Below are 25,511 nucleotides of genomic sequence, written 5' to 3' on the forward strand. Positions count from 1 at the left end.
GGGTCCGGCAGACCCCTGTGGAGGGGGGTCAGGAGAGCTTGTACACGGCGACCTGGTGGATCGCGTTGTTCGGGATGTAGTAGCGGCCGCCGAACTCCTCGGCCGTCCGGTCGAACCCGTTGTCGTCGCCCGCGAGCGACAGCACCTCGTCGACCCCGTCACCGTCCAGGTCGGCGGCGAGGTAGTTGCGGGCCCCCATCAGGGTGACGCCGCCGACGCTGTCGGACCAGGTGTCGGAGCTGTCGAAGATGCTCGGGTCCCACAGGCCGAGCCCGCCGTCCATGCCGGCGACCAGCAGCCTGCGGCCGCCGGGGCCGGTCAGGAAGCCGCCGCCGTACGACTGCGCGATCACGCCGGCCTTGCCGTCCTTGCCGTCGGCCTCGTGCTTGCGGAAGGCGGCCGTGCCCCCCTCGTACAGGGCGCCGTCCTCGGCCCAGTAGCTGAAGTGCGTCCACAGGCCGCCCTCGTAGCCGGAGTGCAGCACCTCACCGGTGCGGCCGTCGCGGATCTCGAAGTAGTTGCGCGGGCTGAGGGACTCGGCACCGTCGATGTTGATGGGGGCGGTGACGTTCCACTGGTAGACGACCGCGTGCCCGTCCGCGTACGGGATCTCCTTGGACGCGAGGATGCCGTCGTTCGGGGTGGCGGTGCGGATGGGGCCCGCCGCGTCGGCCGGGGCCTTCGGCGCGAGGTCCCAGCGGGCCTTGCCGCTCTTGGCATCGAGCGCGACGGCGTCGGTCACCGGGCTGTCCAGGCCGTACGCGTTCAGGCTGGCGTAGGCCGCGTACACCTTGCCGTCGTTCGCCGACGGGTCGGTGAAGCGGACGTCGCCCGCGGCCTTGGGCGCGCTGTACGTCCAGATCGCGTGGCCGTCGCCGTAGTAGGCGCGCAGGGCGTCGGTCGGGACGAGGATGTCGAGCTCGCCGTCGCCGTTCAGGTCGGCCAGCTTCGCCGAGCGCACGTACTGGCCCTCGCCGCCCTCGATGGTGGCGAGGGTCTTGCCGGTCCTCCCGTTGAGGACGACCACGGCGGTGTCGGCCGCGACGACGACCTCCGGCCTGCCGTCGCCGTTGACGTCACCGGTCTCGACGTCGTGCACCGCGCCGGGCACGGTGGCCTGCCACAGCTTCTCGGGCTTGCCGTTCACCAGGGACGGACCCGAGTAGGCCCACACTCCGTCGGACGAGCCGGCCATGACGACGTCGTTCCTGCCGTCCTTGTCCAGGTCGGTGGCCTTGGCGTACCCGATGTCCGCCAGCAGCGGCGTCACGCCCTCGGCCTTGCCGTTGCCGAGCTTGAACGTACGGATGTTCTCCGCCTGGTCGACGATCCGCACGTGCGTGCCCGCGGTGTCGCCGAACACGTCCTGGTACATCGGCGCGGCGGCAACACCCTTGCTCTGCCAGCTGACCACACCTTTGGCGTTGTACACGGTCAGGGCCGCGTAGCGCCCGCCGCCTGGGTTGCCCGCGCCGTTGATCTCGCGGTCGTCCTGGGCGGAGGCGACCAGCCTGCCGCCGGCCACCTGGAGGCGCCACACGCTCGGGCCGTCCTTGGCGTTGGCGGCGTCGCGCTTGACCGTGCTCGACCACAGCAGCTTGTCCGGGTCGGCGCCGTCGAGGACGCGGACGGTGCTGGCGTTGACGTAGTAGTCCGCGTCGAGGGAGGACTCGGCGACCGCGTACTCGTCGCCGTCCCTCGCGGTGAGGTCGCCGACCGTCAGCGCGGTGGGCAGGACGTTGTCGCGGCCCTCCAGGGTGGCCCGGTGACCGGTCTTCAGGTCGTAGGAGGCCACCTCGTAGTGCACGGCGTCCGTGGAGTCCTGCTGCTCCAGCGCGACGATCCGCTTGCGGCCCGCGTCCACGCGCAGCTGACGGCCGTACAGCATGCTGTCGGTCTGCCAGTCGACCGAGCCGTCCGCGGTGTCGAGCACCAGGGTGCGGCCGCGGGGGTCGACCCCGGTGGCCTTGGCCAGGTTCCAGGAGACGGCGACCTTGCCCTTGCCGAGGTCCTGGATGTCGCCCCAGTTGGCCTTGCGGGCCTCGCCGGTGTCGTACGTCCAGGTCTGCGCCGGCGTCAGGGCGCCGTCCGCGGAGGAGGAGAAGCGGACGCCCGTCAGGGTCGCCGTGGCGGCGGCCGGGACCTTGGAGTCGCCGCTCAGCCGGGGCGCGTCGGCGACCAGCAGGGTGCCGTCGACGATCTTGACCATGGAGGCGTGGTTGTAGAGCTTCGACCAGATGGTTTTTCCGGTCCTGCCGTCGAGGACGGTGACGAACGTGCCCGTGGTCAGCGACGAGCCCGGCGAGGTGAAGGGACGCGGGTACGGCGTGGTGCCGACCTGGGCCGAGAAGACCACGTCCGGGACGCCGTCGCCGGACAGGTCACCGGTGGAGTAGCCGTTGTCCGAGTTGGCGGAGAACGGCGACACCGCGTTGTAGCCCATGAGGATCTGCGCCGGGTAGGGCTCGACCCGCCACGGCTGCGTCGGCTTGACCTGCCAGTCCGTGAAGAACGAGCTGCTGGTGCGCGCCCAGGTCTCGCCGCCGTCGGCCGTGTGCCGCTGCACGTAGCCCATGCTGTTGAAGGTGAAGTAGTCGCCGTTCTTGCCGACCGGCACGGTGGCGCCCATGCCGCGCACGCCTTCCAGCCTGGACCCGGCGGTCAGCGTGACCTTGGTGCTCGGGTCGACGTCGGTGGAGGCGCCGTCGAGCTGCGAGCCGCTGCCGGCGCCCGTGCCGTCGTCCGACTCGGCGGACTTCGTGGAGTCGGCGGACTTCGGGCTCACCGTGCCGCCGGCGGCGGTGTCGGCGTTCGGGTCGAGGGCGACGTGGGCGGCGAGGGTCTCGGCCTCGGTGCCGGTCAGCTTCATGGCCGAACCGCTGTCGTCGGCGGCCAGGGCCTGCGGGGCGGCGGTCAGGCACAGGCCCGCCGCGACCAGGGCGGAGGCGAGGCGCAGGGCCCGCCGGGTCTGGGGGGCTCTCATCACTTGGCTCCCTGCGCGAAGCGGACGGCGGTGCCGTCGGCGATCACGGACTGGTTGTAGGAGTACTGGAGGGCGTCGGTGCCGGACTGGTTCGCGATGCCGACGGTGGCGCCCGCGCCCTTGTCGGCGACCGACCGGTACTGGAGCGTCACGGCGCCGGTGGCCTCCTCGAAGACGACCTCGAAGGTGGAGCGTCCCGAAGTGCCGTTGGCGTAGGCGGCGTTGTTCCAGACGACGGCGAACCGGCGGCTGCCCTTGGTGCCGGTGGTGGCGGTCTGCACCGAGGACTTCTTGTCGAGGGTGAGGTCGTCCCACAGCGGGGCGACGATTCCCTTGACGCCGTTCGCGCCGGTCACCGGCAGCGCGGTGTTGCTGTAGTCGCCGACGCGCGAGGACAGGAAGTTCACCAGGCCGTCGGTGGTGACGGAGGCGGAGGAGTACGAGACGCCGTACAGGCTCACCGGGAAGGGCAGCGAGACGCTCGCCGCGTCCTCGTCACCGGTCAGCGAGACGTTCTTGGTGCCGGCGATCCAGGAGTACGGGGCCGGGGCGCAGCTGTTGCCGTAGCCGTCGGTGCGGGCCGGGACCTGGACGTCCTTGGTGAGGGCGGCCGAGGCGACGGTGGCGGTGCCGGTGTAGACGCCGTTGCACAGGACCGGGGCCGCCGGCTTGACCGTCAGGCCGTAGGTGCCCTCGGCGACCGCCGCGAAGGAGTACGTGCCCTTGGCGTCGGTGGTGGCGGCGGCGACCGGGGCGCCGGTCACCTCGACCGTGGCACCCGCGAGCGCCTTGCCGGTGACGTCGAGCACGGTGCCGCTGACCTTGTGCGAGGCCACGGCGGTCAGCGCGATGTCCTGGGTGAGGGCCTGGTTCTCGGTGACCGTGACGCCGGCGGAACCGGTCGCGTAGCCGTAGCCGCTGTACGCGAAGGTGTACGTGCCGGCGGGCAGCGCGAGCTTGTACGTGCCGTCGGCGGCGGTGGTGACCGTGCGGACGTCGCCGCCGGTGCCGGTGGCCTTCACGGTGATGTTGGCGAGGGCCGAGCCGGTCGCCCTGTCGGTGACCTCACCGGTGACGGTGGCCGCGGTGTGCGGGGCCAGGTCGACCGAGGCGAGGATGTCGAGCTTGCCCTCGCCCCACACGTTGTTCATGTCTGCGGTGCCGCCGCAGTGGGTGTCGTCGACGTTGCGCGCGCCCTGGTCGAGCAGCTTGCGCGTCTCGTCGATGTTGCCGATCAGCGAGGGTGCCGCCGACCACAGCAGCGCCACGGCGCCCGCGACGTGCGGTGTCGCCATCGACGTACCGGACTCGGTGTTGTACGACGAACCGGGCCACGTGGACTCGACCTTGACGCCCGGCGCCGAGATGTTCGGCTTCATCGAGCCGTCGACCAGCGAGGGGCCGAAGCCGGAGAAGGAGGCGATGGTGCCGGTGGAGTCGTAGGCGCCGACGCCGTAGGACGGGGCCTGCGAGCCGGGGGCGTGGGCGGTGGAGCAGGTCTTGCCGTCACCGTCGTTGCCGGCCGCGAACGCCTCGAAGATGCCGGCGGCGTTCCAGGCCTCGACGATGTCCTGGTAGAACGTCGTGTCGCCGCCGCCCCAGGAGTTGTTGACGATGTTCGGCGCGAGGTCCGGACGCGGGTTCTGGCCGTTGTGGTCCGTCGGCGCGAGGATCCACTGCCCGGCCGCCAGCAGCGAGTCGTCCGAGCAGGAGGACGACTCGCAGCCCTTGGCGGCGATCCACTTGGCGTTCGGGGCGACACCGATGCCGTGCTTGCCGACCATCGTGCCCATGGTGTGGGTGCCGTGGCCGTTGTTGTCGCAGGGGACACCGCTGGTGCCGCACTGGCCGGTCGGGTCGTACCAGTTGTAGTCGTGGGTGAACGTGCCGTCGCCGTTGTTGCCGCGGTACTGGGCGACCAGGTCGGGGTGGTTGTACTGCACGCCCGAGTCGACGTTGGCGATGACGATGCCCTCGCCGCGGTCGTCGTACTGGTTCCACACGTCGTCGGCGTTGATGTCGGCGACGCCCCACTCGGGGGTGTCGTCGCCGTTCGCGGAGGAGTCCGTGCCCGAGCGCGACGCGGTGATCTTCTTGTCGGCCGTCTCGATGTCGTCGAGCTTGTAGTGCTGCTCCTTGACGATCGACGCGACGTCCGAACGCTTCGCCAGCTCGTTCACGAGGGCCTGGTCACCGGTGACCTGGACCGCGTCGGCGATCCAGTAGTCCCGGTGGCCGATCTTCTTCTGGTCCAGGAAGGACGTGAGGGAGGCCTGGCTGTCGGCGGCGTTCGCGCGCAGTGCCTTGAAGGCGGCCTTGGCCCTCGCGGCGTGCGTCTTCTGCTTCTTGGCTCCGGACAGGTCCGCCTGGTGCTTCAGGACGACGAAGAACGTCGCGTCCCCGCCCTTGGCCACGGCGGCGGTGAGCGCGGAGTCGACCTCGGCCGACGGGGCGGTGCCTGCGGCGAGTGCGGGTGTCGACACGGTCAGCAGGGCGGTCGCGGTGAACGCGGCCGCCGCCCAGACGGCGCGTCTGCGCCGGGGCGGTTGGGGCAGGTGCATCGGGGGTGCTCCTCCGGGAACGGGACGGGGGAGCACGGACGCTAGGCAGCCGCCGTTACTCGGGCATTACAGGGACCGAGCCGACCGCACAACTGCCCATTTTCCAGGGTGAATCGACCTGTGTGCAGGGCGGCCATGGCATCAACACCCTCGAAGAACAGCGGACTTGCGGCGGGGGAGTGGCCCGCCTCCCCGACCGGCCGGCGAATTCACAGGCCCCGCAACGTCTTTGCCCGCTCTTTACAACCCGGCCCCGCGCCGGCTCGTCTCTCCGCTCGATCCGTAAGCAGCCCGCCCCGCACAGGGGCGGGCGGACCGACGAAAGAGAGCGACTCATGCGCCGAACCGTCTTCAGCGCCACCGCACTCGCGTGCACCGCCGTACTCGTGGGCACCGTGCCCGCGTTCGCCGACGGCGCCTCCTCGGGCGCGACGACCCGTCCCGCCGCCACCGCCTCCCCGGTCCCGTCCCGCTCCACCGCGGGATCGGGTCAGGCCACCGCCCGGCCCAGCACGGCGCCCTCCGTCGTCCCCAGCGCCGCGCCCAGCCGCGGAACCGGATCCGGCACCGCCCCCAGCCCCGTACCCAGCCGGGCGGCCGGATCCGCGCAGGTCTCCGTCCGGCCGAACGGGGCGCCCGACACCGGCGTGGCACCGGCCGCCTCCTCCTCTCCGGGCCAGGCCGGACTCGTCGGCGGAGGCGCGGCCGCCGTGCTCGCCGCGGGCGCGGCGTTCGTCGTCGTACGCCGTCGGCGGGCGACGGGGGCATGACCTCCCTCTCCAGGCGCGCGCTCCTCGTCGCGGTGTCGGCCGCGCTGCTCGTGGGCTGCGGCGGCCACGGGCCCCCGTCGGCCGCGGACCCGCGGCCCGGCAGCGCCACCGCGACGGCGCGGTCCGGCGGCTCACCGGCCGGTCCGCCGTCCGGTTCGCCGTCCGGGATGAAGCCGGTGCGCGCGCTGGGGCGTTCGGTTCCGGTCGGCCTGCGGATCCCCGCCATCGGGGTCGACACCCCGCTGATGCGGCTCGGACTGGCTTCGGGCGGCGCCGTACAGGTGCCCCCGATCGCCCCGCACGACCTGGCCGGCTGGTACCGGTACTCGCCGACGCCGGGCCAGAAGGGCCCCTCGGTGATCCTCGGCCATGTCACGGTCGGCGCCTACGGCGACGGTGTGTTCCGTCACCTCGCGCGCCTGCGCCGCGGCGACCGGATCGTGGTGCGCCTGGAGAACGGAAGGTCGGCCGTGTTCACCGCCGGCGAGGTCCGTACAGTCGCCAAGGCCGACTTCCCGGCGGACGCGGTCTACGGCGACGTGGACCGCCCGGAGCTGCGGCTCGTCACCTGCGGCGGCCCCCGCTCCGGAACCGGCTACCGCGACAACGTGATCGTGTTCGCGGCCCTGACCTCCGCGAGCCCCTGAAACCCGGCCGGTTGTCCGGGATCCCGGGCCCGCGGGCCGTAGCCCCGCGGCCCGGGATCCACCGCCGCCGGCACCGTCACGACCATGGAGAGAGTTGAAAGGGTCCCGCGAGAAGGCGGCGTCCGAGCTGTTCGCCGCCCTCTACCCCCGCCTCGCCGGCTGGTGCCGCCGTCTCGTCGACGACGACGGCACGGCCCACGAGATCGCCTCGGAGGCGTTCACCCGGCTCTGGTCCCGCTGGACCTCCGTCGCCGAGCCGAGGGGGTTCCTCTACGTCACGGCGGCCAACCTCGTCCGCGACCACTGGCGCAAACTGGAGCGGGAGCGCCGGGCCGTGCGCCGGGCCACCGACGAGGCCGCCGTCGGCCCGCCCAACGAGCAGGCCGACCCCTCCGTGCGCCTGCTCGTGCAGTCGCTGCCCGAACGGCTGCGCGTCCCGATCCTGCTGCACTACTACGCTGACATGCCGATCCGGGACGTGGCCGCGCTGACCGGGCGCAAGGAAGGAACGATCAAGGCCGATCTCCACGCGGCCCGCGAACTGCTCCGCGCCCACCTGAGGAGAAGTCTTGATCACACACTCTGACGAAGGCCCGGACTTCGGCCCCGACGACCCGCTCGCCGTCATCATGCGCCCCCCGTCCGAGTACCTGTCACCACCGCCCGGCCGCTACGAGGCGATCCGCCGGGGCGCGTCCCGGCGCAGGCTGCTGCGCACGGCGGCCGGGGTCGGCACGGCCTGTGCCATTGCGGTGCTCGTCGCGCTGCCGTTCCGGGCGACCGCGCCGCGGGCGCCCGTGTCCCCGGTCGTGCCGCTGGCCCCGCCGCCCGCGAGCAGCCCCTCGGCCGATCCCACCCCGTCGGCGTCGCCCGCCCGGGTCAGCCCCCGCCCCGGCGGGAGGGGCCGCTCCGACCGGAGTACGGGGCCGAGTACCGTACCCACGCGCGGATCACGGACCCCTTCGCCCGCCCGCACCGGTGCGCCGACGGCACCGGCGTCCACGTCCGCCGAACCGTCCGTCGGCCTGAGCGGGGGGAGCGGAGCGGGGACCGGGAGCCGGGCGGTGCCGACGCCGTCGAGGGCGGTCCAGCGGTAGCCGGGCCGCGGGCCCATAAAGCCGGCCTTGATCACCCATAAGTCAGCCTTATGAGGTCATAGCCCGGACCCGCCTACTGACTTAGGTTTGCCTCAGTTTAGGCTTCCCGTCGAGCCCCCTGCCCCTGCCCGAAGGGAACCTGATCATGCCTCGCCCTCTGCGGGTAGCCATTGTCGGAGCCGGCCCCGCCGGAATCTACGCCGCCGACGCGCTGCTGAAATCCGCAGTGGCCGCCGAGCCCGGTGTCTCCATCGACCTGTTCGAGCGGATGCCGGCCCCGTTCGGTCTCATCCGCTACGGCGTCGCCCCCGACCACCCTCGGATCAAGGGCATCATCACCGCCCTGCACCAGGTGCTCGACAAGCCGCAGATCCGCCTCTTCGGCAACGTCGACTACCCGCGCGACATCAACCTGGACGATCTGCGCGCCTTCTACGACGCGGTGATCTTCTCCACCGGCGCGACGGCCGACCGGGCCCTCGACATCCCCGGCATCGACCTCGACGGCTCGTACGGCGCGGCGGACTTCGTCTCCTGGTACGACGGTCACCCGGACGTCCCGCGCACCTGGCCGCTGGAGGCCGAGAAGGTCGCCGTCCTCGGTGTCGGCAACGTCGCCCTGGACGTGGCCCGCATCCTCGCCAAGACGGCGGACGAACTGCTGCCCACCGAGATCCCGCCGAACGTGTACGAGGGGCTCAAGGCCAACAAGGCCCTGGAGGTCCACGTCTTCGGCCGCCGCGGTCCCGCGCAGGCGAAGTTCAGCCCGATGGAGCTGCGCGAGCTGGACCACTCGCCGAACATCGAGGTCATCGTCGACCCCGAGGACATCGACTACGACGAGGGCTCGATCGCCACCCGGCGCGGCAACAAGCAGGCCGACATGGTCGCCAAGACCCTGGAGAACTGGGCGATCCGCGACACCGGCGACCGCCCGCACAAGCTGTTCCTGCACTTCTTCGAGTCGCCGACCGAGATCCTCGGCGAGAACGGCGAGGTCACCGGACTGCGCACCGAGCGCACCGCGCTCGACGGCACCGGGAACGTCAAGGGCACCGGCGAGTTCAAGGACTGGGACGTCAGCGCGGTCTACCGCGCGGTGGGCTACCTCTCCGACAGCCTGCCCAAGCTGCCCTGGGACGTCGAGTCGGGCACGGTGCCGGACGCGGCCGGCCGGGTGCTGGAGGACTCGGGCGAGCACCTGTCGTCCACCTACGTCACCGGCTGGATCCGGCGCGGCCCCATCGGTCTGATCGGTCACACCAAGGGCGACGCCAACGAGACCGTCGCGAGCCTGCTCGACGACCACGCGAACGGCCGTCTGCTGACGCCCACTTCGCCCGACCCGGAGGCCGTCGACGCCTTCCTCGGCGAGCGGGACGTCCGTTTCACCACGTGGGAGGGCTGGTACCGGCTCGACGCCGCGGAGAAGGCCCTGGGCGAACCGCAGGGCCGTGAGCGCGTGAAGCTCGTCGAGCGCGAGGACATGCTGCGGGAGAGCGGCGCCTGAGCCGCCGGCTCAGTCCCTGCGCAGCGCGGTCAGCGCGTCGATGCGGTTGGTCGTGATCGAGTCGACCCCCGCGTCGAGCAGCCGGCGCATGGAGCGGCGGGTGTCCGGTGTCCAGACGGACAGCAGATGCCCGCCGCGGTGGACCTGGGCCGCGAGGTCCCGACTCACCAGGCTGAAGCGGTAGTTGAGCCAGCGCGGGCGTACGACGTCGAGCAGGCCGGGGCGCGGCGGGGCCAGGCTCGTCCAGGTCAGCGCGATCTCCGCGGACGGATCGGCCGCCCGCACCGAGAGCATCGCGGGGGCCGCGGCGCAGTAGTACACCCGCTCCCCGGCCCCGCAGGCCCGCACCACGTCCACGACCGTCCGCGCGACCCGCACGTCCACCGTTCCCGGCAGGTCGACCATGACCCTGCTGTCGCCGGTCGCCCCGAGGGCCTCCGCCAGCGTCGGCACACCGCCCGCCGTGAGTCCGCGCACCTCGTCGCCGGAGAGCGAGTTCAGCGCGCGGTCGTGCCCCCACAGGCGTTTGAGCGTCGCGTCGTGCAGCAGGACGGGTACACGGTCGCGCGTCAGACGTACGTCGATCTCGACGGCGTCCGCGCCCCGGTGGAGCGCGGAACGCAGGGAGTCGATCGTGTTCTCACGGGCGCGATAGGGGTCGCCGCGGTGGGCGACTGCGGTCACGGTGCGCATGTGCCCATTGTGCTGGGTCAGAACGCGAGCCAGGTGGCGGTGTACGTCTCGATCTCCGCCAGGAGTTCCGCCTTCTCCGCCGTGCCGAGGAACGACGCCCGCACCGCGTTCCCGGCGAGTTCGGCGACGCCCTGCTCGTCCAGTCCGAGGAGGCGGGCGGTGACCGCGTACTCGGTGTTGAGGTCGGTGCCGAACATCGGCGGGTCGTCGGAGTTGACGGTGACCGTCACCCCGGCCGCCGCGAACTCCTTGACGGGGTGCTCGTCGAGGGTGCGGACCGCGCGGGTGGCGATGTTCGAGGTCGGGCAGACCTCCAGCGCGATGCCGTGCTCGGCGAGATGGGCGAGCAGCTTCGGGTCCCGGGCGGAACTCGTGCCGTGGCCGATGCGTTCGGCGCCGAGGTGGTTCAGCGCGTCCCAGACCGTCTCCGGGCCTGTCGTCTCGCCGGCGTGCGGCACGGAGTGGAGTCCCGCCGCGCGGGCACGGTCGAAGTAGGGCTTGAACTGGGGCCTCGGGACGCCGATCTCGGGGCCGCCGAGCCCGAAGGACACGAGCCCCTCCGGCCGCAGCCGGTCGTCGGTCGCGAGCCGCATGGTCTCCTCGGCGGCCTCGAGTCCGGCCTCGCCCGGGATGTCGAAGCACCAGCGCAGGACGACGCCGAGTTCCTTCTCGGCGGACGTGCGGGCGTCCTCGATCGCGTCCATGAAGGCGCGCTCGTCGATTCCGCGCCGGGTGGACGACCACGGAGTGATCGTCAGCTCGGCGTAGCGCACCTGCTGGCGGGCCATGTCACGGGCCACCTCGTAGGTCAGCAGCCGTACGTCCTCGGGCGTGCGGATCAGGTCGACGACGGACAGGTACACGTCGATGAAGTGGGCGAAGTCCGTGAACGTGAAGTAGTCCGCGAGCGCCTCGGGGTCGGTCGGCACCCGGGAGTCGCGGTGGCGGGCGGCGAGCTCGGACACGATGCGCGGGGAGGCGGAGCCGACGTGGTGGACGTGCAGTTCGGCCTTGGGCAGCCCGGCGATGAAGGTGCCCAGGTCACGGGCGTCGTCGCGTGCGGTGATGTGCTCGGTCAACGGGTTCCTCCCCGGAACGGCGTCCCCGTGCCGGCTTCGGCGGGACGCGGATGATCGGCTGATCGACGGTTCGGGATCATCGTAGGCGGCCCCCGGCCTCCGGGGCGGTGTGCCCCGCGCGGGGCACGGGCGGGCCCCCGTACGCGGGAGATCCGCGGAACGGCCCGGGCCGTAGCATGACGGAACGTACGAGAGAGGGGACCTCGCGCATGTCCGACGACGCCCAGAGCCCGACAGCCCCACGCGACGCGGACGAGATATCCGCCCCCGGCGTGGACCGGTCCGCGTCCGCCGCCGGGGAACCGGAGTTCGACCCGTGGGCGCCGCCCGAGGAGATCGCCTCGGCCGGGGGGAGCGTACGGGGGAGTGCCGAGCCCCCTCCGGCGTACGGTCTTCCTGCGATCACCTCGCTGCCCGGCGCGCAGGTACCGCCCGGCCCCGGGAACTCCGGCGCCGGACCCTGGGACAACCCCTTCGCCCCGCCCGCGGGGCACCACCCCTTCGCCCCGCCGCCCGCCCGCACCCCCTACCCGCAGCCGGTCCCCGGTGAGCACGTCCCCCCGCCGCCCATCGCCCCCGACGGTCCGGGCCTCCCGTACGGCTACGGCTACGGCACCGGCCTCCCCCAGCACCCCGGCGCTCCCGTCGGGGCCGGTCACCCGGGCGCGTACGGCTACGGCTGGCCCGTCGCCCGGCCCGTGGCGAGCAATGGGCTGGGAACCGCGGGGCTCGTGCTCGGCATCCTCGCGGCGGTCCTGTTCATCGTGTGGCCGCTGGCGATCGTGCTGGGCGTCCTCGCCGTGATCTTCGGGCTGATCGGCGGGGCCAGGGCCCGCCGCGGCGAGGCCACGAACTCCGGGCAGGCGCTGGCCGGGGTCATCTGCGGAGCCGTCGGACTCGTCCTGGCCGTCGGCGTGTTCGTCCTCATCGCATTCGTCGCCCAGGACCAGGGCGGCAAGGACTCGGGCGGCGACGGCTTCTCCACGTCCCTGGTGACCCACCGGCACTGACCCGGGCCGCTGCGGGGACCGGTCCGGCGCTGTTGCTCACGCGTCCGGGGCCGGTTTCTCCGCCTCCTCCGTCGTCCCGCCTCGGCCTCCGGGGTGGCGCAGGGCGCACAGGAAGCCGACGGCGAGCGCGATCGCCATGCCGTAGAAGACGTACTGGTTGGCCTCGGCGAAGTCCGTCCGCACGCTCGACATGACCTCGCGCATGGTCGACGCGGCGGCGCCGGTGCCCGTGGGCTGCTGGGTGTCGGCGTTGCCGGTGATGGCCTGGGCGATGTCGTCGGCCACGTCGTGGGCCTGGGCCGAGGTCATGCCGTGGGACGTGAGCGTCGACACGACCTTGTCCGTCGTCGTGTGGGTCAGGATGGTGCCGAAGACGGCGAGGCCCACGCTCGCCGCGTAGTTGCGGACCGTCTGGGTGACGCCGGTGACCTCGCCGTAGGAGGCGCCGATGGACCGGTTGACGGCGTCGGTGGACGCGGGCGCCAGGATGAAGCCGATGCCCGCGCCCGCGAGGGCCACGTACGGCCACTGGTCGTGCATGGACAGGTCGGTCAGTTTGCCGGCCCACAGGTAGAACCCGATCGCGCCGAGGATCGTGCCGATCTTCATGGCCGGCCGGGCGCCCTGCTTGTCGAGCATGCGGCCGCCCCACTGGGAGGCGATCGCGAAGCCCGCGAAGAAGTAGAGCAGGTAGAGCGCGGCCTGGTTGGGCGAGGCGCTGAGGGAGACCTGCGCGTACACCGAGGCGAAGAAGAACACCGGGACGAACGCGAGCATGGCGAAGAAGAGCACCAGGGAGTTCACGGTGAACGCCTTGTCCCGGAACACCGCCAGATTGACCAGCGGATGGCGCCTGTCCCGCTCGTAGCGCCAGAAGGCGATCAGGACGACGAGGCCGCCCGCGATGCAGGCCCAGGTCGCCACGCTGCCCCAGCCCCAGGACCCGGCCTGCTGGAAACCGAGCACGCTCAGGCCCATGCCGACGGCGATGAGCAGCGCCCCGACCCGGTCCAGGGACTCCTGCCGCCGTCGGTCGGGGATGTGCGCCATGACGGTGAGGACGAGTGCCACCACGGCGACGGGCACGTTGACCCAGAAGATCGCGCGCCAGGTCCACGCCGTGAGCCAGCCGCCCAGCAGCGGGCCGATGGCCGTCAGCGCACCCGACAGCCCGAAGAACAGGGCCAGGGCCCGGCCGCGCCGCTCGATGGGGAAGACGGCCACGACCACGGCCAGTGCCGCCGGGAAGAGCAGGGCGGCGCCGAGCCCCTGGGTCGCCCTGAACACGATCAGCCAGGTCTGGGCGAGGCCGCCCTTGGGCACACAGCCGCACAGCACCGACGAGATCACGAAGACGAGGGTGCCGACGACGACCACTCGGCGTGGTCCGAACAGGTCGGCGAGACGTCCGCCGAGTGCGAAGAACGCGGCCAGCGACAGCAGGTAGGCGTTCACCACCCACTGCATGCCGGACGCGGACAGGCCCAGCTCGCGCACGATGTCCGGCGCGGCGATGGAGACGATCGTCTGGTCGATGAACGTCATCGCCACGGCGAAGAGCATCGCCGCCAGCGGCGATGTCCGGCGCGGCGATGGAGACGATCGTCTGGTCGATGAACGTCATCGCCACGGCGAAGAGCATCGCCGCCAGCGCGAGCGACTGGTTGGGGGTACGGGGTCCTGTGGACGCGGTCTCGTCCCGCGACGCATCGATGCCGGTCACGGCCACAGTCTCGGCCGCTTCCCCCACCCCCGCATCCGGGCACCCACACCACCACCCCCGCCCACGACCCCGGCGAGGAGCCCCGCAAGGCCACATGGCCACCCGTGCTCCCCGGGGTGCCCGCGGCCCGGGCCCCCGCGAAGCCGTACCGCCCCCCGCCCCCGCGGACACCGCCCCCGGAGCCCCCGGCTTCGGCTCCTCCTCAGGCCAGCGGCCCGCGCAATTGTTCGCGTGCCTCCATCAGGGCGAAGCCCAGCAGGTTCGCCCCCCGCCAGCGGCGCGGGTCGGCGGCTCTCTCGTCGTCGGCGGCGAGACCGATGCCCCAGATGCGGTCCATGGGGCTCGCCTCGACCAGCACCCGGCCCTCCGTGCCCAGCAGGAACGTCCTCAGGCCCGGATCGGCGGCGAACTTGTGGACGCTGCCCTCCACCACGATCCCGAACCGCTCCCGCTCCCACACGGCCTCGTCGAAACCGCGCACCAGCCGCCCGGCCTTCTTGGCGAGCGCGGGGCTCGATGCGCCGACCGCCCGCTCCTCGGCCTCCGCGTCCCCGAAGAGGCGGGCCTTGGACGCCATCATCCAGTGCTCCGCCGTCGCGTAGGAGACCCCTCCGACCACGAAGGGTGACGGCCACCACTGGCTGAGGCAGGCCGCTCCGACCTGGCCGTCGGCCCTCGGGCGGTGCCCCCAGAAGTGCAGGTACTTCACTCGCGTCCCCGACTCGACGACACTGACCAGCGCGTCCCGCGTATCGATCTTCCCCATGCACGCCACTGTGGCACGCACCACTGACATTCCGTCCTGCCTTTACCAGGGGGACTCGACACCTGGTCAAAGGATTCCGTCGCGTAACCAAAAGGCAACAACGGAATCACTTGTTGGAGTCCCTTTGCTCTGCCAGGATCGGCACTCAAATCGAGCTGGAGCTACGCCGACCCCCGTCTCGACGGGGAGGGCGGCGGAGGAGAGCGACATGCACAATCCGGGCCATCGCTTCCAGGCGCAGGACCGCCTCGCGGACGGCGCGCAGTACATCGGAGGCCGTCTGACGAAGGGCACCTCCGGTCGTACCCACGCGGTCGTGAACCCCGCCACGGGCGAGGAGGTGTACACCTACGAGCTGGCGAGCACCGCGGACGTGGACGCGGCCGTCGCCGCCGCCCGCGCCGCGTTCCCCGGCTGGGCGGCCACCACGCCGGGCGAGCGGTCCGACGCGCTGCACCGGTTCGCCGCCGTGCTCGCCGAGCGGGCCGAGGAGTTCGCCCAGGCCGAGTCGCTCCAGTGCGGAAAGCCCCTCAAGCTGACCCGTGAGTTCGACGTCCCGGGCACCATCGACAACACCGCGTTCTTCGCGGGCGCCGCCCGGCACCTCCAGGGGCAGTCGGCCGGCGAGTACTCCGGCGACCACACCTCGTACGTGCGCCGGGAGCCCATCGGCGTCGTCGGCTCCATCGCGCCCTGGAACTACCCGCTCCAGATGGCCGCCTGGAAGATCCTCCCGGCGGTCGCGGCCGGCAACACGATCGTGCTGAAGCCCGCCGAACTGACCCCGCTCACCTCCCTGCTGTTCGCCGAGGCGGCCACCCACGCCGGCATCCCGGACGGTGTCATCAACATCGTCACGGGCCTGGGCAAGGAGGCGGGCGAGCACCTCGTCGGCCACCCCGACGTCGCCATGACGTCCTTCACCGGGTCGACCGCCGTCGGCAGGCGCGTCGCCGAGATCGCCACCTCGACGGTCAAGCGCCTGCACCTGGAGCTCGGCGGCAAGGCCCCCTTCCTCGTCTTCGACGACGCGGACCTGGAGGCCGCGGTGAACGGCGCGGTCGCCGGTTCGCTCATCAACACCGGCCAGGACTGCACGGCCGCCACGCGCGCGTACGTGCAACGGCCGCTCTACGACGCGTTCGTGGAGCGCACCGCCGCCCTGATGGCGGGCGTCCGCGTCGGCGACCCCTTCGCACCCGGCACCGACCTCGGCCCCCTGATCTCGCACGCGCAGCGCGACCGGGTCGCCGGATTCGTCGACCGGGCCCGCGGCTACGCGCGCGTGGTGACCGGCGGCGAGGCTCCCCAGGGAGACCTCAAGAGCGGCGCGTACTATGCGCCCACGCTCGTCGCCGACGCCGCACAGGACAGCGAGATCGTGCAGGCCGAGATCTTCGGCCCGGTCCTCGTGGTGCTCCCGTTCGACACCGACGACGAGGGCATCGCGCTGGCCAACGACACACCGTACGGACTCGCGGCCTCCGCCTGGAGCCGTGACGTCTACCGGGCCAACCGCGCGACCCGCGAGATCAAGGCCGGCTGTGTGTGGGTCAACGACCACATTCCGATCATCAGCGAGATGCCGCACGGCGGATACAAGGCATCCGGCTTCGGCAAGGACATGTCCGCCTACTCCTTCGAGGAGTACACGCAGGTCAAGCACGTCATGTTCGACAACACCGCGGTAGCCGAGAAGGACTGGCACCGCACGGTCTTCGGGGACCGGCCGTAGCCCGTACACCGGCTACGGCCCAGTGGCACACCAGGCCGCGACCACGGCCGCGACCCTTCCGAAAGGGCATCAGAGCATGGAGCAGTACGAGCCCGAACGCCTGTCCCCGGTACAACTGGCCGCGATGCGGCGCAGCCTCCGGAACGGCAGGGCGGCCCTCACCCGTCGTTCACTGCTGCGCGCCTCCGCGGGCGGCGCGCTGACCGTCGGCGGACTCGGGGCGTTGAGCGGCTGCGGGATCCCCGCCGCCGGCAGGACCCAGGGCGGCACGTCCGCCCAGGACCACTCGGCCACGGAGAAGACCCTCAACTTCTCCAACTGGACCGAGTACATCGACCTCGACGACAGCGGCAAGCACCATCCGACGCTGGACACGTTCCGCCGCCGGACCGGCATCACGGTGAAGTACACCGAGGACATCAACGACAACAACGAGTTCTTCGCCAAGATCAAGCCGCAGCTCGCCGCGGGCCAGGACACCGGCCGGGACCTGATGGTCCTCACCGACTGGCTGGCCGCGCGCGTGATCCGCCTGGGCTGGGTCCAGAAACTCGACCCGTCCAACCTGCCGCACGCCTACACCAACCTGTCGCCGCAGTTCCGCAACCCGGACTGGGACCCGGGCCGCGCCTACTCCTACCCCTGGCAGGGCATCCCGACGATCGTCGCCTTCAACAAGAAGGCGCTCGACGGGATCGAGGTGAAGTCGGTCTCCGACCTCCTCGACAACCCGAAGCTCAAGGGCCGGGTCTCCTTCCTGTCCGAGATGCGCGACACCATGGGCATGACCCTGCTCGACATGGGCAAGGACCCGTCGAAGTTCACCGACGACGACTTCGACGCGGCGATAGCCCGGCTCCAGAAGGCCGTCGACAAGGGCCAGATCCGCCGCTTCACCGGCAACGACTACACGTCCGACCTGACCAAGGGCGACATCGCGGCCTGTGTGGCCTGGGCCGGCGACATCGTCCAGCTCAAGCACGACAGCCCGGACGTCGACTTCGTCATCCCGGACAGCGGCTACATGACGTCGACCGACAACCTGCTGGTCCCCAACAGGGCGCGTCACAAGACGAACGCCGAGCGGCTGATCGACTTCTACTACGAGCCTCAGCAGGCCGCCGAGCTCGCCGCGTACATCAACTACGCGACTCCCGTCGAAGGCGTGAAGCCCTACCTTGCCAAGATCGACAAGGACGCGGCGAACAACCCGCTGATCGTCCCCGACAAGGCCATGCAGGCCCGGTCCCACTCCTTCCGCTCGCTGAGCCAGAAGGAAGAGACGGCCTACGAAGAGAAGTTCGCGAAGCTCACAGGGGCGTGACGATGATGACGACAGAAACCAGCGGCGACGTCCGCCTCACCGGGATCAGCAAGACCTACGACAACGGCTTCACCGCCGTACAACCGCTCGACCTGACCGTTCCGCAGGGCTCCTTCTTCGCCCTGCTCGGTGCCTCGGGCTGCGGCAAGACCACCACCCTGCGCATGATCGCCGGCCTGGAGGAGCCCTCCACCGGCACCGTGCACCTCGGCGACGAGGAGGTGACGTACCTGCCGCCCTACAAGCGGCCGGTGAACACCGTCTTCCAGTCGTACGCCCTCTTCCCGCACCTGGACATCTTCGAGAACGTCGCCTTCGGCCTGCGCCGGCGCGGGATCAAGAGCGTCAAGAAGCAGGTCGACGACATGCTCGACCTGGTCCAGCTCGGCGAGCAGGCGCGCAAGAAACCCCACCAGCTCTCCGGCGGCCAGCAGCAGCGCGTCGCGGTCGCCCGCGCCCTGATCAACCACCCCAGGGTGCTGCTCCTCGACGAGCCGCTGGGCGCCCTCGACCTCAAGCTGCGCCGCCAGATGCAGCTGGAGCTCAAGCGGATCCAGACCGAGGTCGGCATCACCTTCGTGCACGTCACGCACGACCAGGAGGAGGCCATGACCATGGCCGACACGGTCGCCGTGATGAACGCGGGCCGGGTCGAGCAGCTCGGCGCGCCCGCCGACCTCTACGAGAACCCGAAGACCACGTTCGTCGCCAACTTCCTCGGCACGTCCAACCTCATCGAGGCCGAGGTCGACTCCAAGAGCGGCGCGGACATCGTCCTGAAGGCGGGCGGCGGCAAGCTGGTCCTGCCCGAGGCGCGCTGTTCCGCCCCGGCGCGCACCGGCGGCAAGGTGCTCGTCGGCGTCCGCCCGGAGAAGATCTCCCTCACGCACGCCGACGACGCGGGCGAGATACCCGTCGGCCGCAACCGGATCACCGGCAAGATCGCCGACTCCAGCTTCATCGGCGTCTCCACGCAGTACGTCATCGACACCCCCGTCTGCCCCGAGTTCGAGGTCTACGCCCAGAACATCGAGCGGGACCCGCGGCTGGTCCCCGGCGCGGACGTCGTCCTGCACTGGAGCCCGGCGCACACGTTCGGCCTCGACGCGGCCCAGGACATCGACGCCGGTGTCGACACGGCCGAGGAGGAGGCCGCCTGATGGCCGTCGTCACCGAGGCGCCACCCGTGACGCCGACCCCCGAGAAGAAGCCGCCGCGCAAGCGCGGCAGATGGACCCCGTACTGGCTGCTGCTGCCCGGCCTGCTCTGGCTGGTCGTGTTCTTCGCGCTGCCGATGATCTACCAGGCCTCCACCTCCGTGCAGACGGGCTCCCTGGAGGAGGGCTACAAGGTCACCTGGCACTTCGTGACCTACTGGGACTCGCTCGCCGAGTACTGGCCGCAGTTCCTGCGCTCGGTCTTCTACGCGGCCGCCGCCACGATCCTGTGCCTGCTGCTCGGCTACCCGCTGGCCTACCTGATCGCCTTCAGGGCGGGCCGCTGGCGCAACCTGATCATGATCCTGGTGATCGCCCCGTTCTTCACCAGCTTCCTGATCCGCACCCTGGCCTGGAAGACGATCCTCGCCGACAACGGCCCGGTCGTGCACACGCTGAACACGCTGCACGTCCTGAACGTCACGGACTGGCTCGGCTGGACGGCGGGCGACCGCGTCCTCGCGACACCACTGGCCGTCGTGTGCGGGCTGACGTACAACTTCCTGCCGTTCATGATCCTGCCGCTCTACACCTCGCTGGAGCGCATCGACGGCCGGCTGCACGAGGCCGCGGGCGACCTGTACGCGAAGCCCTGGACGACGTTCCGCAAGGTCACCTTCCCGCTGTCGATGCCGGGCGTGGTCTCCGGAACGCTGCTCACCTTCATCCCGGCGGCCGGTGACTACGTCAACGCGGAACTCCTCGGCTCCACCGACACCCGCATGATCGGCAACGTCATCCAGACCCAGTTCCTGAGGATCCTGGACTATCCGACGGCCGCCGCCCTCTCCTTCATCCTCATGGCCGCGATCCTGCTCATGGTCACGGTCTACATCCGCCGGTCCGGGACGGAGGATCTGGTCTAAATGTCCGTCGTCACCTGGCTCAAGCGCCATCTCGTCGTCATCGCGGGACTGCTGACCCTCGGCTATCTGCTGCTGCCGAACGTCGTCGTCACCGTGTTCTCCTTCAACAAGCCGAAGGGACGCTTCAACTACGAGTGGCAGCAGTTCTCCACCGACGCCTGGAAGGACCCGTGCGGGGTCGCCGACATGTGCGGCTCGCTCGGACTCAGCCTCCAGATCGCCGTCTGGGCGACGATCGGGGCCACCGTCCTCGGCACGATGATCGCCTTCGCGCTCGTCCGCTACCGCTTCCGCGCACGCGGCGCCGTGAACTCGCTGATCTTCCTGCCGATGGCGATGCCCGAGGTCGTCATGGCCGCCTCGCTGCTCACCCTGTTCCTCAACATGGGCGCCCAGCTGGGCTTCTGGACGATCCTGATCGCCCACATCATGTTCTGCCTCAGCTTCGTGGTCACGGCCGTCAAGGCCCGTGTCATGTCGATGGACCCGCGGCTGGAACAGGCGGCCCAGGACCTCTACGCCGGCCCGGCGCAGACGTTCCTGCGGGTCACCCTGCCCATCGCGGCCCCCGGAATCGCCGCGGGCGCGCTGCTCGCCTTCGCGCTCTCCTTCGACGATTTCATCATCACCAATTTCAACGCGGGCTCGACCGTCACGTTCCCCATGTTCGTCTGGGGTTCGGCACAGCGCGGAACACCCGTTCAGATCAATGTCATCGGTACGGCCATGTTCCTCGTCGCCGTATTGTTCGTCCTGTCCGGAATGATCATCGGAAATCGCCGGAACAGGCAGAAGGCATAACGCCTTTCACCTTCGTAGGGAGTTGAAATCATGGCCCCGAGCGCCATGACCCGTGGTAATCAGTGGACGAAATCCCTTTCCGACGCCCAGCCGGTCCCGTACTGGCTGGACGACCCCGGCAAGCCGCACCCCGAGCCCGCGCTCACCGGAGCCGAGACCTGTGACCTGCTCGTCGTCGGCGGCGGCTACAGCGGACTGTGGACCGCGCTCATCGCCAAGGAGCGCGACCCGGGGCGGGACGTCGTCCTGGTGGAGGGGCGCGAGGTGGGCTGGGCCGCCTCGGGCCGCAACGGCGGCTTCTGCGCCGCATCCCTCACCCACGGCCTGTCCAACGGGTTGACCCGCTGGCCGGACGAGATCGCGAAACTGGAGGAGCTGGGCGCCCGCAACCTCGACGAGATCGAGGCGGCCGTCGCCCGCTACTCCCTCGACTGCGACTTCGAGCGCAGCGGCGAGATCGACGTGGCCACCGAGCCGCACCAGGCGGCCGAACTGCGCGAGTGGCACGAGGAGCTGGAGCGCAGGGGCCTCGCCGAGGGCATCGAGTTCCTCGACACCGCCGCGGTCCGGGAACAGGTCGACTCCCCGACCTTCCTGGCCGGGCTGCACGACCGCCGCGGGGTCGCGATGCTCCACCCGGCCAAGCTGGCCTGGGGACTCAAGCGGGCGTGCGTCGAGCTCGGAGTGCGGGTCTACGAGCACACGCCCGCCCTCGAACTGAAGGCGTACGGCGCCGGCATGGCCGTGCGCACCCCGTACGGCTCGGTCCGCGCCCGCCGGGTGGCCCTGGGCACCAACATCTTCCCCAACCTGGTCAAGCGCGTCCGCGCGTTCACCGTCCCGGTCTACGACTACGCGCTGATGACCGAGCCGCTCACCGCCGACCAGCTCGCGTCCGTCGGCTGGAAGAACCGCCAGGGTCTCGGCGACTCGGCGAACCAGTTCCACTACTTCCGGCTGTCCGCCGACAACCGCATCCTGTGGGGCGGCTACGACGCGATCTACCCGTACGGCGGCCGGGTGCGCGCCGAGTACGACGACCGCCCGGAGACCTACGCCAAGCTCGCCGAGCACTTCTTCACCTGCTTCCCGCAGCTGGAGGACGTCCGCTTCTCGCACGCCTGGGGCGGGGCGATCGACACCTGCTCCCGCTTCTCGGCGTTCTTCGGCAGCGCCCACCAGGGCAAGGTCGCCTACGCGGCCGGCTACACGGGCCTCGGTGTGGGCGCCACCCGGTTCGGGGCGGAGGTGATGCTCGACCTGCTGGCGGGGGAGCGCACCGAGCGCACCGAGCTGGAGATGGTCCGCAGGAAGCCGCTGCCGTTCCCGCCCGAGCCGTTCGCCTGGACCGGCATCGCGCTCACCAAGTGGTCGCTGGCACGGGCGGACTCGCACGGCGGCCGGCGCAATCTGTGGCTGAAGACGATGGACAAGCTGGGCCTCGGCTTCGACAGCTGACGGACGGCGGGCGGTGGGTCCGTACGCGGCCGCCGCCGAATCGTGGCCTGAACCCGCGTAATGCACGACCCGGACCTCCCTCTCCCCTGTGACGCGACCCGCGTCGACACGAGAGGGAGGTTCCGTCATGACAGGGCCCAAGGCGGCGGTCGAGTGGCTTTCATCGGTGGCTCCGGACCCCGAGGCCTGCCGTCGGGAGTGGGAGCGCAATCCGCGGGGGATCGCGCTGCTGCCCGCGGGGAAGGCCTGGGACGTCCTGATCCTGCCGGGCGAGCTCGGCTACCCGACGCTCGACGTCCTGACCCGGGTGCTCGACCAGCCCGGGCCGGTGCTCGTCGACTTCGGTGACGCCCGGATGGGCTTCTTCGTGCCCGCGGGCACCGCGGCCCGCTGGCTGGGCACGGGGGTGCGCACGGCGGGCCACGGCACCTGGATCGTGGTGCCCTACCCCGGACGGGCGACCGGCGGGGTCCGCTGGCTGGTCCCGCCGGACGGCTCGGGCACCCTCACGGACCCGGCCCTGCTGGAACTGGCCATGCACGAGGCGGCGGCGGGCCTCGCTGCGAACAGGCACCGGCGGGAGTGAGGGGCCGTCCTCCGGCGGGCCTGCGAACTCCGCTGCCTGCCGGGGGACTTGACAACCGAATTGGTCTGGACCAAGTTGGGCGCGCGTTCTCTCCTCCAACTCCCCCATGCCCGGAGGCAGTCATGGACCCCACCCGACCCGGCAGACCCCTCGCACGCCGTCGCCGCAGGCTGCTCGCCGCGTCCGCGGCCGCCGCCCTGGCCGTGCCCGGCCTCGTCGCGCTCTCGTCGGCCGCCAGCGCGGCCGACGCCGACCTCGCCCGCAACGGCGGCTTCGAGTCCGGCCTGAGCGGCTGGACCTGCACGGCGTCCACCACCGTCAACTCACCCGTGCACAGCGGAAGTTCGGCGATGATGGCGACCCCGGCCGGCAGCGACTACGCGCAGTGCTCGCAAACCGTGACCGTGAAGCCCGACGCGCAGTACACCCTCTCCGGCTATGTCCGCGGCGCCTACGTCTACCTCGGCGCGACCGGCACCGGCACCACCGACGTCAGCACCTGGACCCCGTCCGCCACCGACTGGCAGCAGCTGAGCACCACCTTCCGCACCGGCGCGTCCACCACCCAGGTCACGATCTACACGCACGGCTGGTACGGCACCGGCGCCTACTGGGCCGACGACCTCTCGCTGACCGGCCCCGGCGTCTCCGCGGGACAGCCGCCGGCCGCGCCCACCGGTCTCACGGCCGGCACGGTCACGTCCTCCTCGGTCGGCCTGTCCTGGACGGCGGTGCCCGGCGCGACCGGGTACGCCGTCTACCGCGACGGGGCCAAGGTCCAGACCGTCACCGGAACCTCCGCCACCGTGAGCGGGCTCTCGGCCTCCACCGCGTACTCCTTCCAGGTCACCGCGACCGACGACGCGGGCGAGTCCGCGAAGTCGGCGACCGTCACCGCGACCACCTCGGCGGGCTCCGGAGGCGGCGGAGGCGGAGGCTCCTCCGACCTGCCCACGCACGCCCTCGTCGGCTACCTCCACGCCAGCTTCGCCAACGGCGCCGGCTACACGCGCATGGCCGACGTGCCCGACAGCTGGGACGTCATCGACCTGGCCTTCGGCGAACCGACCTCGGCCACCTCGGGCGACATCCGCTTCAACCGCTGCCCGGTCACCGAGTGCCCCACGGTCGAGAGCGACGCGGACTTCAAGGCGGCGATCAAGGCCAAGCAGGCGGCGGGCAAGAAGGTGCTGATCTCGATCGGCGGCCAGAACGGACAGGTCCAGCTCACCACCACGGCCGCCCGCGACACCTTCGTCTCCTCGGTCTCGAACATCATCGACACCTACGGCCTGGACGGCCTGGACATCGACTTCGAGGGCCACTCGCTCTCCCTGGACGCGAGCGACACGAACTTCAAGAGCCCGACCACCCCGGTGATCGTCAACCTCATCTCGGCCCTGAAGACCCTGAAGGCCAAGTACGGCTCGAAATTCGTCCTGAGCATGGCCCCCGAGACGTTCTTCGTCCAGCTCGGGTACCAGTACTACGGCACCGGGAAGTGGGGCGGCCAGGACCCGCGCGCCGGAGCGTACCTCCCGGTGATCTACGCCCTCCGCGACGACCTGACCCTCCTGCACGTCCAGGACTACAACTCCGGGTCGATCATGGGCCTCGACAACCAGTACCACTCCATGGGCGGCGCCGACTTCCACATCGCGATGACCGACATGCTCCTGACCGGCTTCCCGGTCGCGGGCGACACGGCCAACGTCTTCCCGCCGCTGCGCCCGGACCAGATAGCCATCGGCATGCCCGCCACCACCAACGCCGGCAACGGCTACGTGGCTCCCGCCGAGGTCACCAAGACCCTCGACTGCCTCACCAGGAAGACCAACTGCGGCTCGTACGCGACGCATGGCACCTGGCCGGGGCTGCGCGGTCTGATGACCTGGTCGATCAACTGGGACCGGTTCGGAGGAGGGGAGTTCGCGCGGACCTTCGACGCGTACTTCGGCTGACGAACAGCCGCAGACAGCCCAGCAGCACCGCGCAGAGGCACCAGCTGGCCACGACGTCCAGTGGCCAGTGGTAGCCGCGCCTGACCAGACCGAAGGCCACGCAGGCGTTCAGGGCGCCGCACACGCAAAGCAGCGCGCCCCGGGCGCCCGCCGTGCGGAGCAGGGGGAGGAGGAGCAGGGTGGCGGCGCCGTACGCGACGGCCGCGGTGGCCGTGTGGCCCGAGGGGTAGAAGCCGGTGCCGGGCCCCATGACCGGGGGGCCCGGCCGGGCGATCAGTTCCTTCAGTGGGACGACCACCGCGGGGACGAGGGCCATCAGGACCGCGGCGGCGGCCGGCGGCAGCCACCATCGGTCCAGACCGGTGGCGCGGCCCCGCAGGGCGACGTGGACCAGCGCCAGCAGGAGGACCGGAACCGCCACCTGGACGCTTCCCAGGTCGGCCAGCAGTTCGGAGAACCGGTCCGGGTGGACGAGGGCGCCGCTCAGCCGCTCGTCGAGCCGCACGAGCGGGCCGCCCGCCACGACCTGCCAGGTGATGAGGACGAAGCAGAGCGCGGGCAGGCCGAAGAAGAGGGACGAGCGGGGCATGGGGGACAGCCTGCCATCGTCCGGAGCCGCCGCGGAACAGGGCCCGGGCGAAAGGCGCGAGCCGCGCCGGCGGGGAAGCGGCGGAGAAGAAGAGAGGGAGTCGGCCGCCCCGGAAAAGGGTGGTTGGTTCCGGTG

Annotated in this window: 21 protein-coding genes; 13 read left to right on the forward strand and 8 right to left on the reverse strand. The window is 71.2% G+C overall.

The window, feature by feature from the left end; genetic code table 11:
- Window positions 1–28 precede the first annotated feature (28 nt).
- On the reverse strand, window positions 29–2,983 hold the full coding sequence (locus ACFWI4_RS12460) for an FG-GAP repeat domain-containing protein (protein ID WP_387194273.1): 2,955 nt from the start codon (window positions 2,981–2,983) through the stop codon (window positions 29–31).
- Entirely contained in the window at window positions 2,983–5,544 is a 2,562-nt protein-coding gene (locus ACFWI4_RS12465) for a S8 family serine peptidase (protein ID WP_387194276.1), read from the reverse strand. The genes ACFWI4_RS12460 and ACFWI4_RS12465 overlap by 1 nt, the downstream gene beginning before the upstream one ends.
- A gap of 335 nt (window positions 5,545–5,879) precedes the next feature.
- Here ACFWI4_RS12465 and ACFWI4_RS12470 point away from each other — a divergent pair, with 335 nt between their 5' ends.
- The 3 genes from ACFWI4_RS12470 to ACFWI4_RS12480 all read left to right on the forward strand — a co-directional run bounded on the left by ACFWI4_RS12470 (window position 5,880) and on the right by ACFWI4_RS12480 (window position 7,547).
- Window positions 5,880–6,314, forward strand: a complete 435-nt coding sequence (locus ACFWI4_RS12470) for a sortase-dependent protein (RefSeq protein WP_387194279.1) — start codon at window positions 5,880–5,882, stop codon at window positions 6,312–6,314.
- The gene (locus ACFWI4_RS12475; protein ID WP_387194282.1) at window positions 6,311–6,961 is read left to right on the forward strand and encodes a class F sortase; all 651 of its coding nucleotides are present in this window, start codon (window positions 6,311–6,313) and stop codon (window positions 6,959–6,961) included. The genes ACFWI4_RS12470 and ACFWI4_RS12475 overlap by 4 nt, the downstream gene beginning before the upstream one ends.
- Before the next feature lie 94 nt (window positions 6,962–7,055).
- On the forward strand, window positions 7,056–7,547 hold the full coding sequence (locus ACFWI4_RS12480; protein WP_387194285.1) for an RNA polymerase sigma factor: 492 nt from the start codon (window positions 7,056–7,058) through the stop codon (window positions 7,545–7,547).
- An 84-nt stretch (window positions 7,548–7,631) separates the two neighbouring features.
- Here the strand turns inward: ACFWI4_RS12480 and ACFWI4_RS12485 are convergent, their stop codons facing one another.
- Window positions 7,632–8,075, reverse strand: coding sequence for a hypothetical protein (locus ACFWI4_RS12485; protein WP_387194288.1), 444 nt, complete (start codon window positions 8,073–8,075; stop codon window positions 7,632–7,634).
- A gap of 128 nt (window positions 8,076–8,203) precedes the next feature.
- Between ACFWI4_RS12485 and ACFWI4_RS12490 the strand changes: the two genes are divergently transcribed.
- Window positions 8,204–9,568, forward strand: a complete 1,365-nt coding sequence (locus tag ACFWI4_RS12490; RefSeq protein WP_387194291.1) for an FAD-dependent oxidoreductase — start codon at window positions 8,204–8,206, stop codon at window positions 9,566–9,568.
- A 9-nt stretch (window positions 9,569–9,577) separates the two neighbouring features.
- On the opposite strand, the gene ACFWI4_RS12495 is transcribed toward ACFWI4_RS12490, so the two are convergent.
- Both ACFWI4_RS12495 and ACFWI4_RS12500 read right to left on the reverse strand, forming a co-directional pair.
- Entirely contained in the window at window positions 9,578–10,261 is a 684-nt protein-coding gene (locus ACFWI4_RS12495) for a glycerophosphodiester phosphodiesterase (RefSeq protein WP_387194294.1), read from the reverse strand.
- Window positions 10,262–10,278: 17 nt separating this feature from the next.
- Window positions 10,279–11,340, reverse strand: coding sequence for an adenosine deaminase (locus ACFWI4_RS12500; protein WP_387194297.1), 1,062 nt, complete (start codon window positions 11,338–11,340; stop codon window positions 10,279–10,281).
- A 209-nt stretch (window positions 11,341–11,549) separates the two neighbouring features.
- Here ACFWI4_RS12500 and ACFWI4_RS12505 point away from each other — a divergent pair, with 209 nt between their 5' ends.
- Window positions 11,550–12,350: a hypothetical protein gene (locus tag ACFWI4_RS12505; protein ID WP_387194299.1), complete on the forward strand. Its 801-nt coding sequence runs from the start codon at window positions 11,550–11,552 to the stop codon at window positions 12,348–12,350.
- A 36-nt stretch (window positions 12,351–12,386) separates the two neighbouring features.
- Here ACFWI4_RS12505 and ACFWI4_RS12510 read toward each other — a convergent pair whose 3' ends face one another.
- Together ACFWI4_RS12510 and ACFWI4_RS12515 are read right to left on the reverse strand one after the other, a co-directional pair.
- Window positions 12,387–13,913 carry an MFS transporter gene (locus ACFWI4_RS12510; protein ID WP_387194302.1) on the reverse strand — a complete coding sequence of 509 codons (1,527 nt, stop codon included), beginning with the start codon at window positions 13,911–13,913 and terminating at the stop codon, window positions 12,387–12,389.
- Between the two features lie 362 nt (window positions 13,914–14,275).
- Window positions 14,276–14,869, reverse strand: coding sequence for an NADAR family protein (locus ACFWI4_RS12515; RefSeq protein ID WP_387194305.1), 594 nt, complete (start codon window positions 14,867–14,869; stop codon window positions 14,276–14,278).
- Between the two features lie 178 nt (window positions 14,870–15,047).
- Between ACFWI4_RS12515 and ACFWI4_RS12520 the strand changes: the two genes are divergently transcribed.
- From ACFWI4_RS12520 to ACFWI4_RS12555, 8 genes are all read left to right on the forward strand, one after another.
- Window positions 15,048–16,574: a gamma-aminobutyraldehyde dehydrogenase gene (locus tag ACFWI4_RS12520; RefSeq protein ID WP_387194308.1), complete on the forward strand. Its 1,527-nt coding sequence runs from the start codon at window positions 15,048–15,050 to the stop codon at window positions 16,572–16,574.
- Between the two features lie 76 nt (window positions 16,575–16,650).
- The gene (locus ACFWI4_RS12525; RefSeq protein WP_387194311.1) at window positions 16,651–17,898 is read left to right on the forward strand and encodes a spermidine/putrescine ABC transporter substrate-binding protein; all 1,248 of its coding nucleotides are present in this window, start codon (window positions 16,651–16,653) and stop codon (window positions 17,896–17,898) included.
- A gap of 5 nt (window positions 17,899–17,903) precedes the next feature.
- A complete protein-coding gene (locus ACFWI4_RS12530; protein ID WP_387194342.1) occupies window positions 17,904–19,058 on the forward strand; it encodes an ABC transporter ATP-binding protein in 1,155 nt (384 codons plus the stop codon).
- Window positions 19,058–19,981, forward strand: a complete 924-nt coding sequence (locus tag ACFWI4_RS12535; RefSeq protein WP_385403884.1) for an ABC transporter permease — start codon at window positions 19,058–19,060, stop codon at window positions 19,979–19,981. The genes ACFWI4_RS12530 and ACFWI4_RS12535 overlap by 1 nt, the downstream gene beginning before the upstream one ends.
- Complete coding sequence (locus tag ACFWI4_RS12540; RefSeq protein ID WP_339131907.1) at window positions 19,982–20,782, forward strand: ABC transporter permease; 801 nt, start codon at window positions 19,982–19,984, stop codon at window positions 20,780–20,782.
- Between the two features lie 30 nt (window positions 20,783–20,812).
- On the forward strand, window positions 20,813–22,240 hold the full coding sequence (locus ACFWI4_RS12545; protein WP_385403881.1) for an NAD(P)/FAD-dependent oxidoreductase: 1,428 nt from the start codon (window positions 20,813–20,815) through the stop codon (window positions 22,238–22,240).
- A gap of 127 nt (window positions 22,241–22,367) precedes the next feature.
- Entirely contained in the window at window positions 22,368–22,826 is a 459-nt protein-coding gene (locus tag ACFWI4_RS12550) for a hypothetical protein (protein ID WP_387194316.1), read from the forward strand.
- Window positions 22,827–22,948: 122 nt separating this feature from the next.
- Entirely contained in the window at window positions 22,949–24,787 is a 1,839-nt protein-coding gene (locus ACFWI4_RS12555; protein WP_387194319.1) for a chitinase, read from the forward strand.
- On the opposite strand, the gene ACFWI4_RS12560 is transcribed toward ACFWI4_RS12555, so the two are convergent.
- Complete coding sequence (locus tag ACFWI4_RS12560) at window positions 24,726–25,376, reverse strand: phosphatase PAP2 family protein (protein WP_387194322.1); 651 nt, start codon at window positions 25,374–25,376, stop codon at window positions 24,726–24,728. The genes ACFWI4_RS12555 and ACFWI4_RS12560 overlap by 62 nt on opposite strands.
- Window positions 25,377–25,511 lie beyond the last annotated feature (135 nt).

The sequence above is a fragment of the Streptomyces sp. NPDC127038 genome, assembly GCF_042725875.1.
GTDB lineage: Bacteria > Actinomycetota > Actinomycetes > Streptomycetales > Streptomycetaceae > Streptomyces.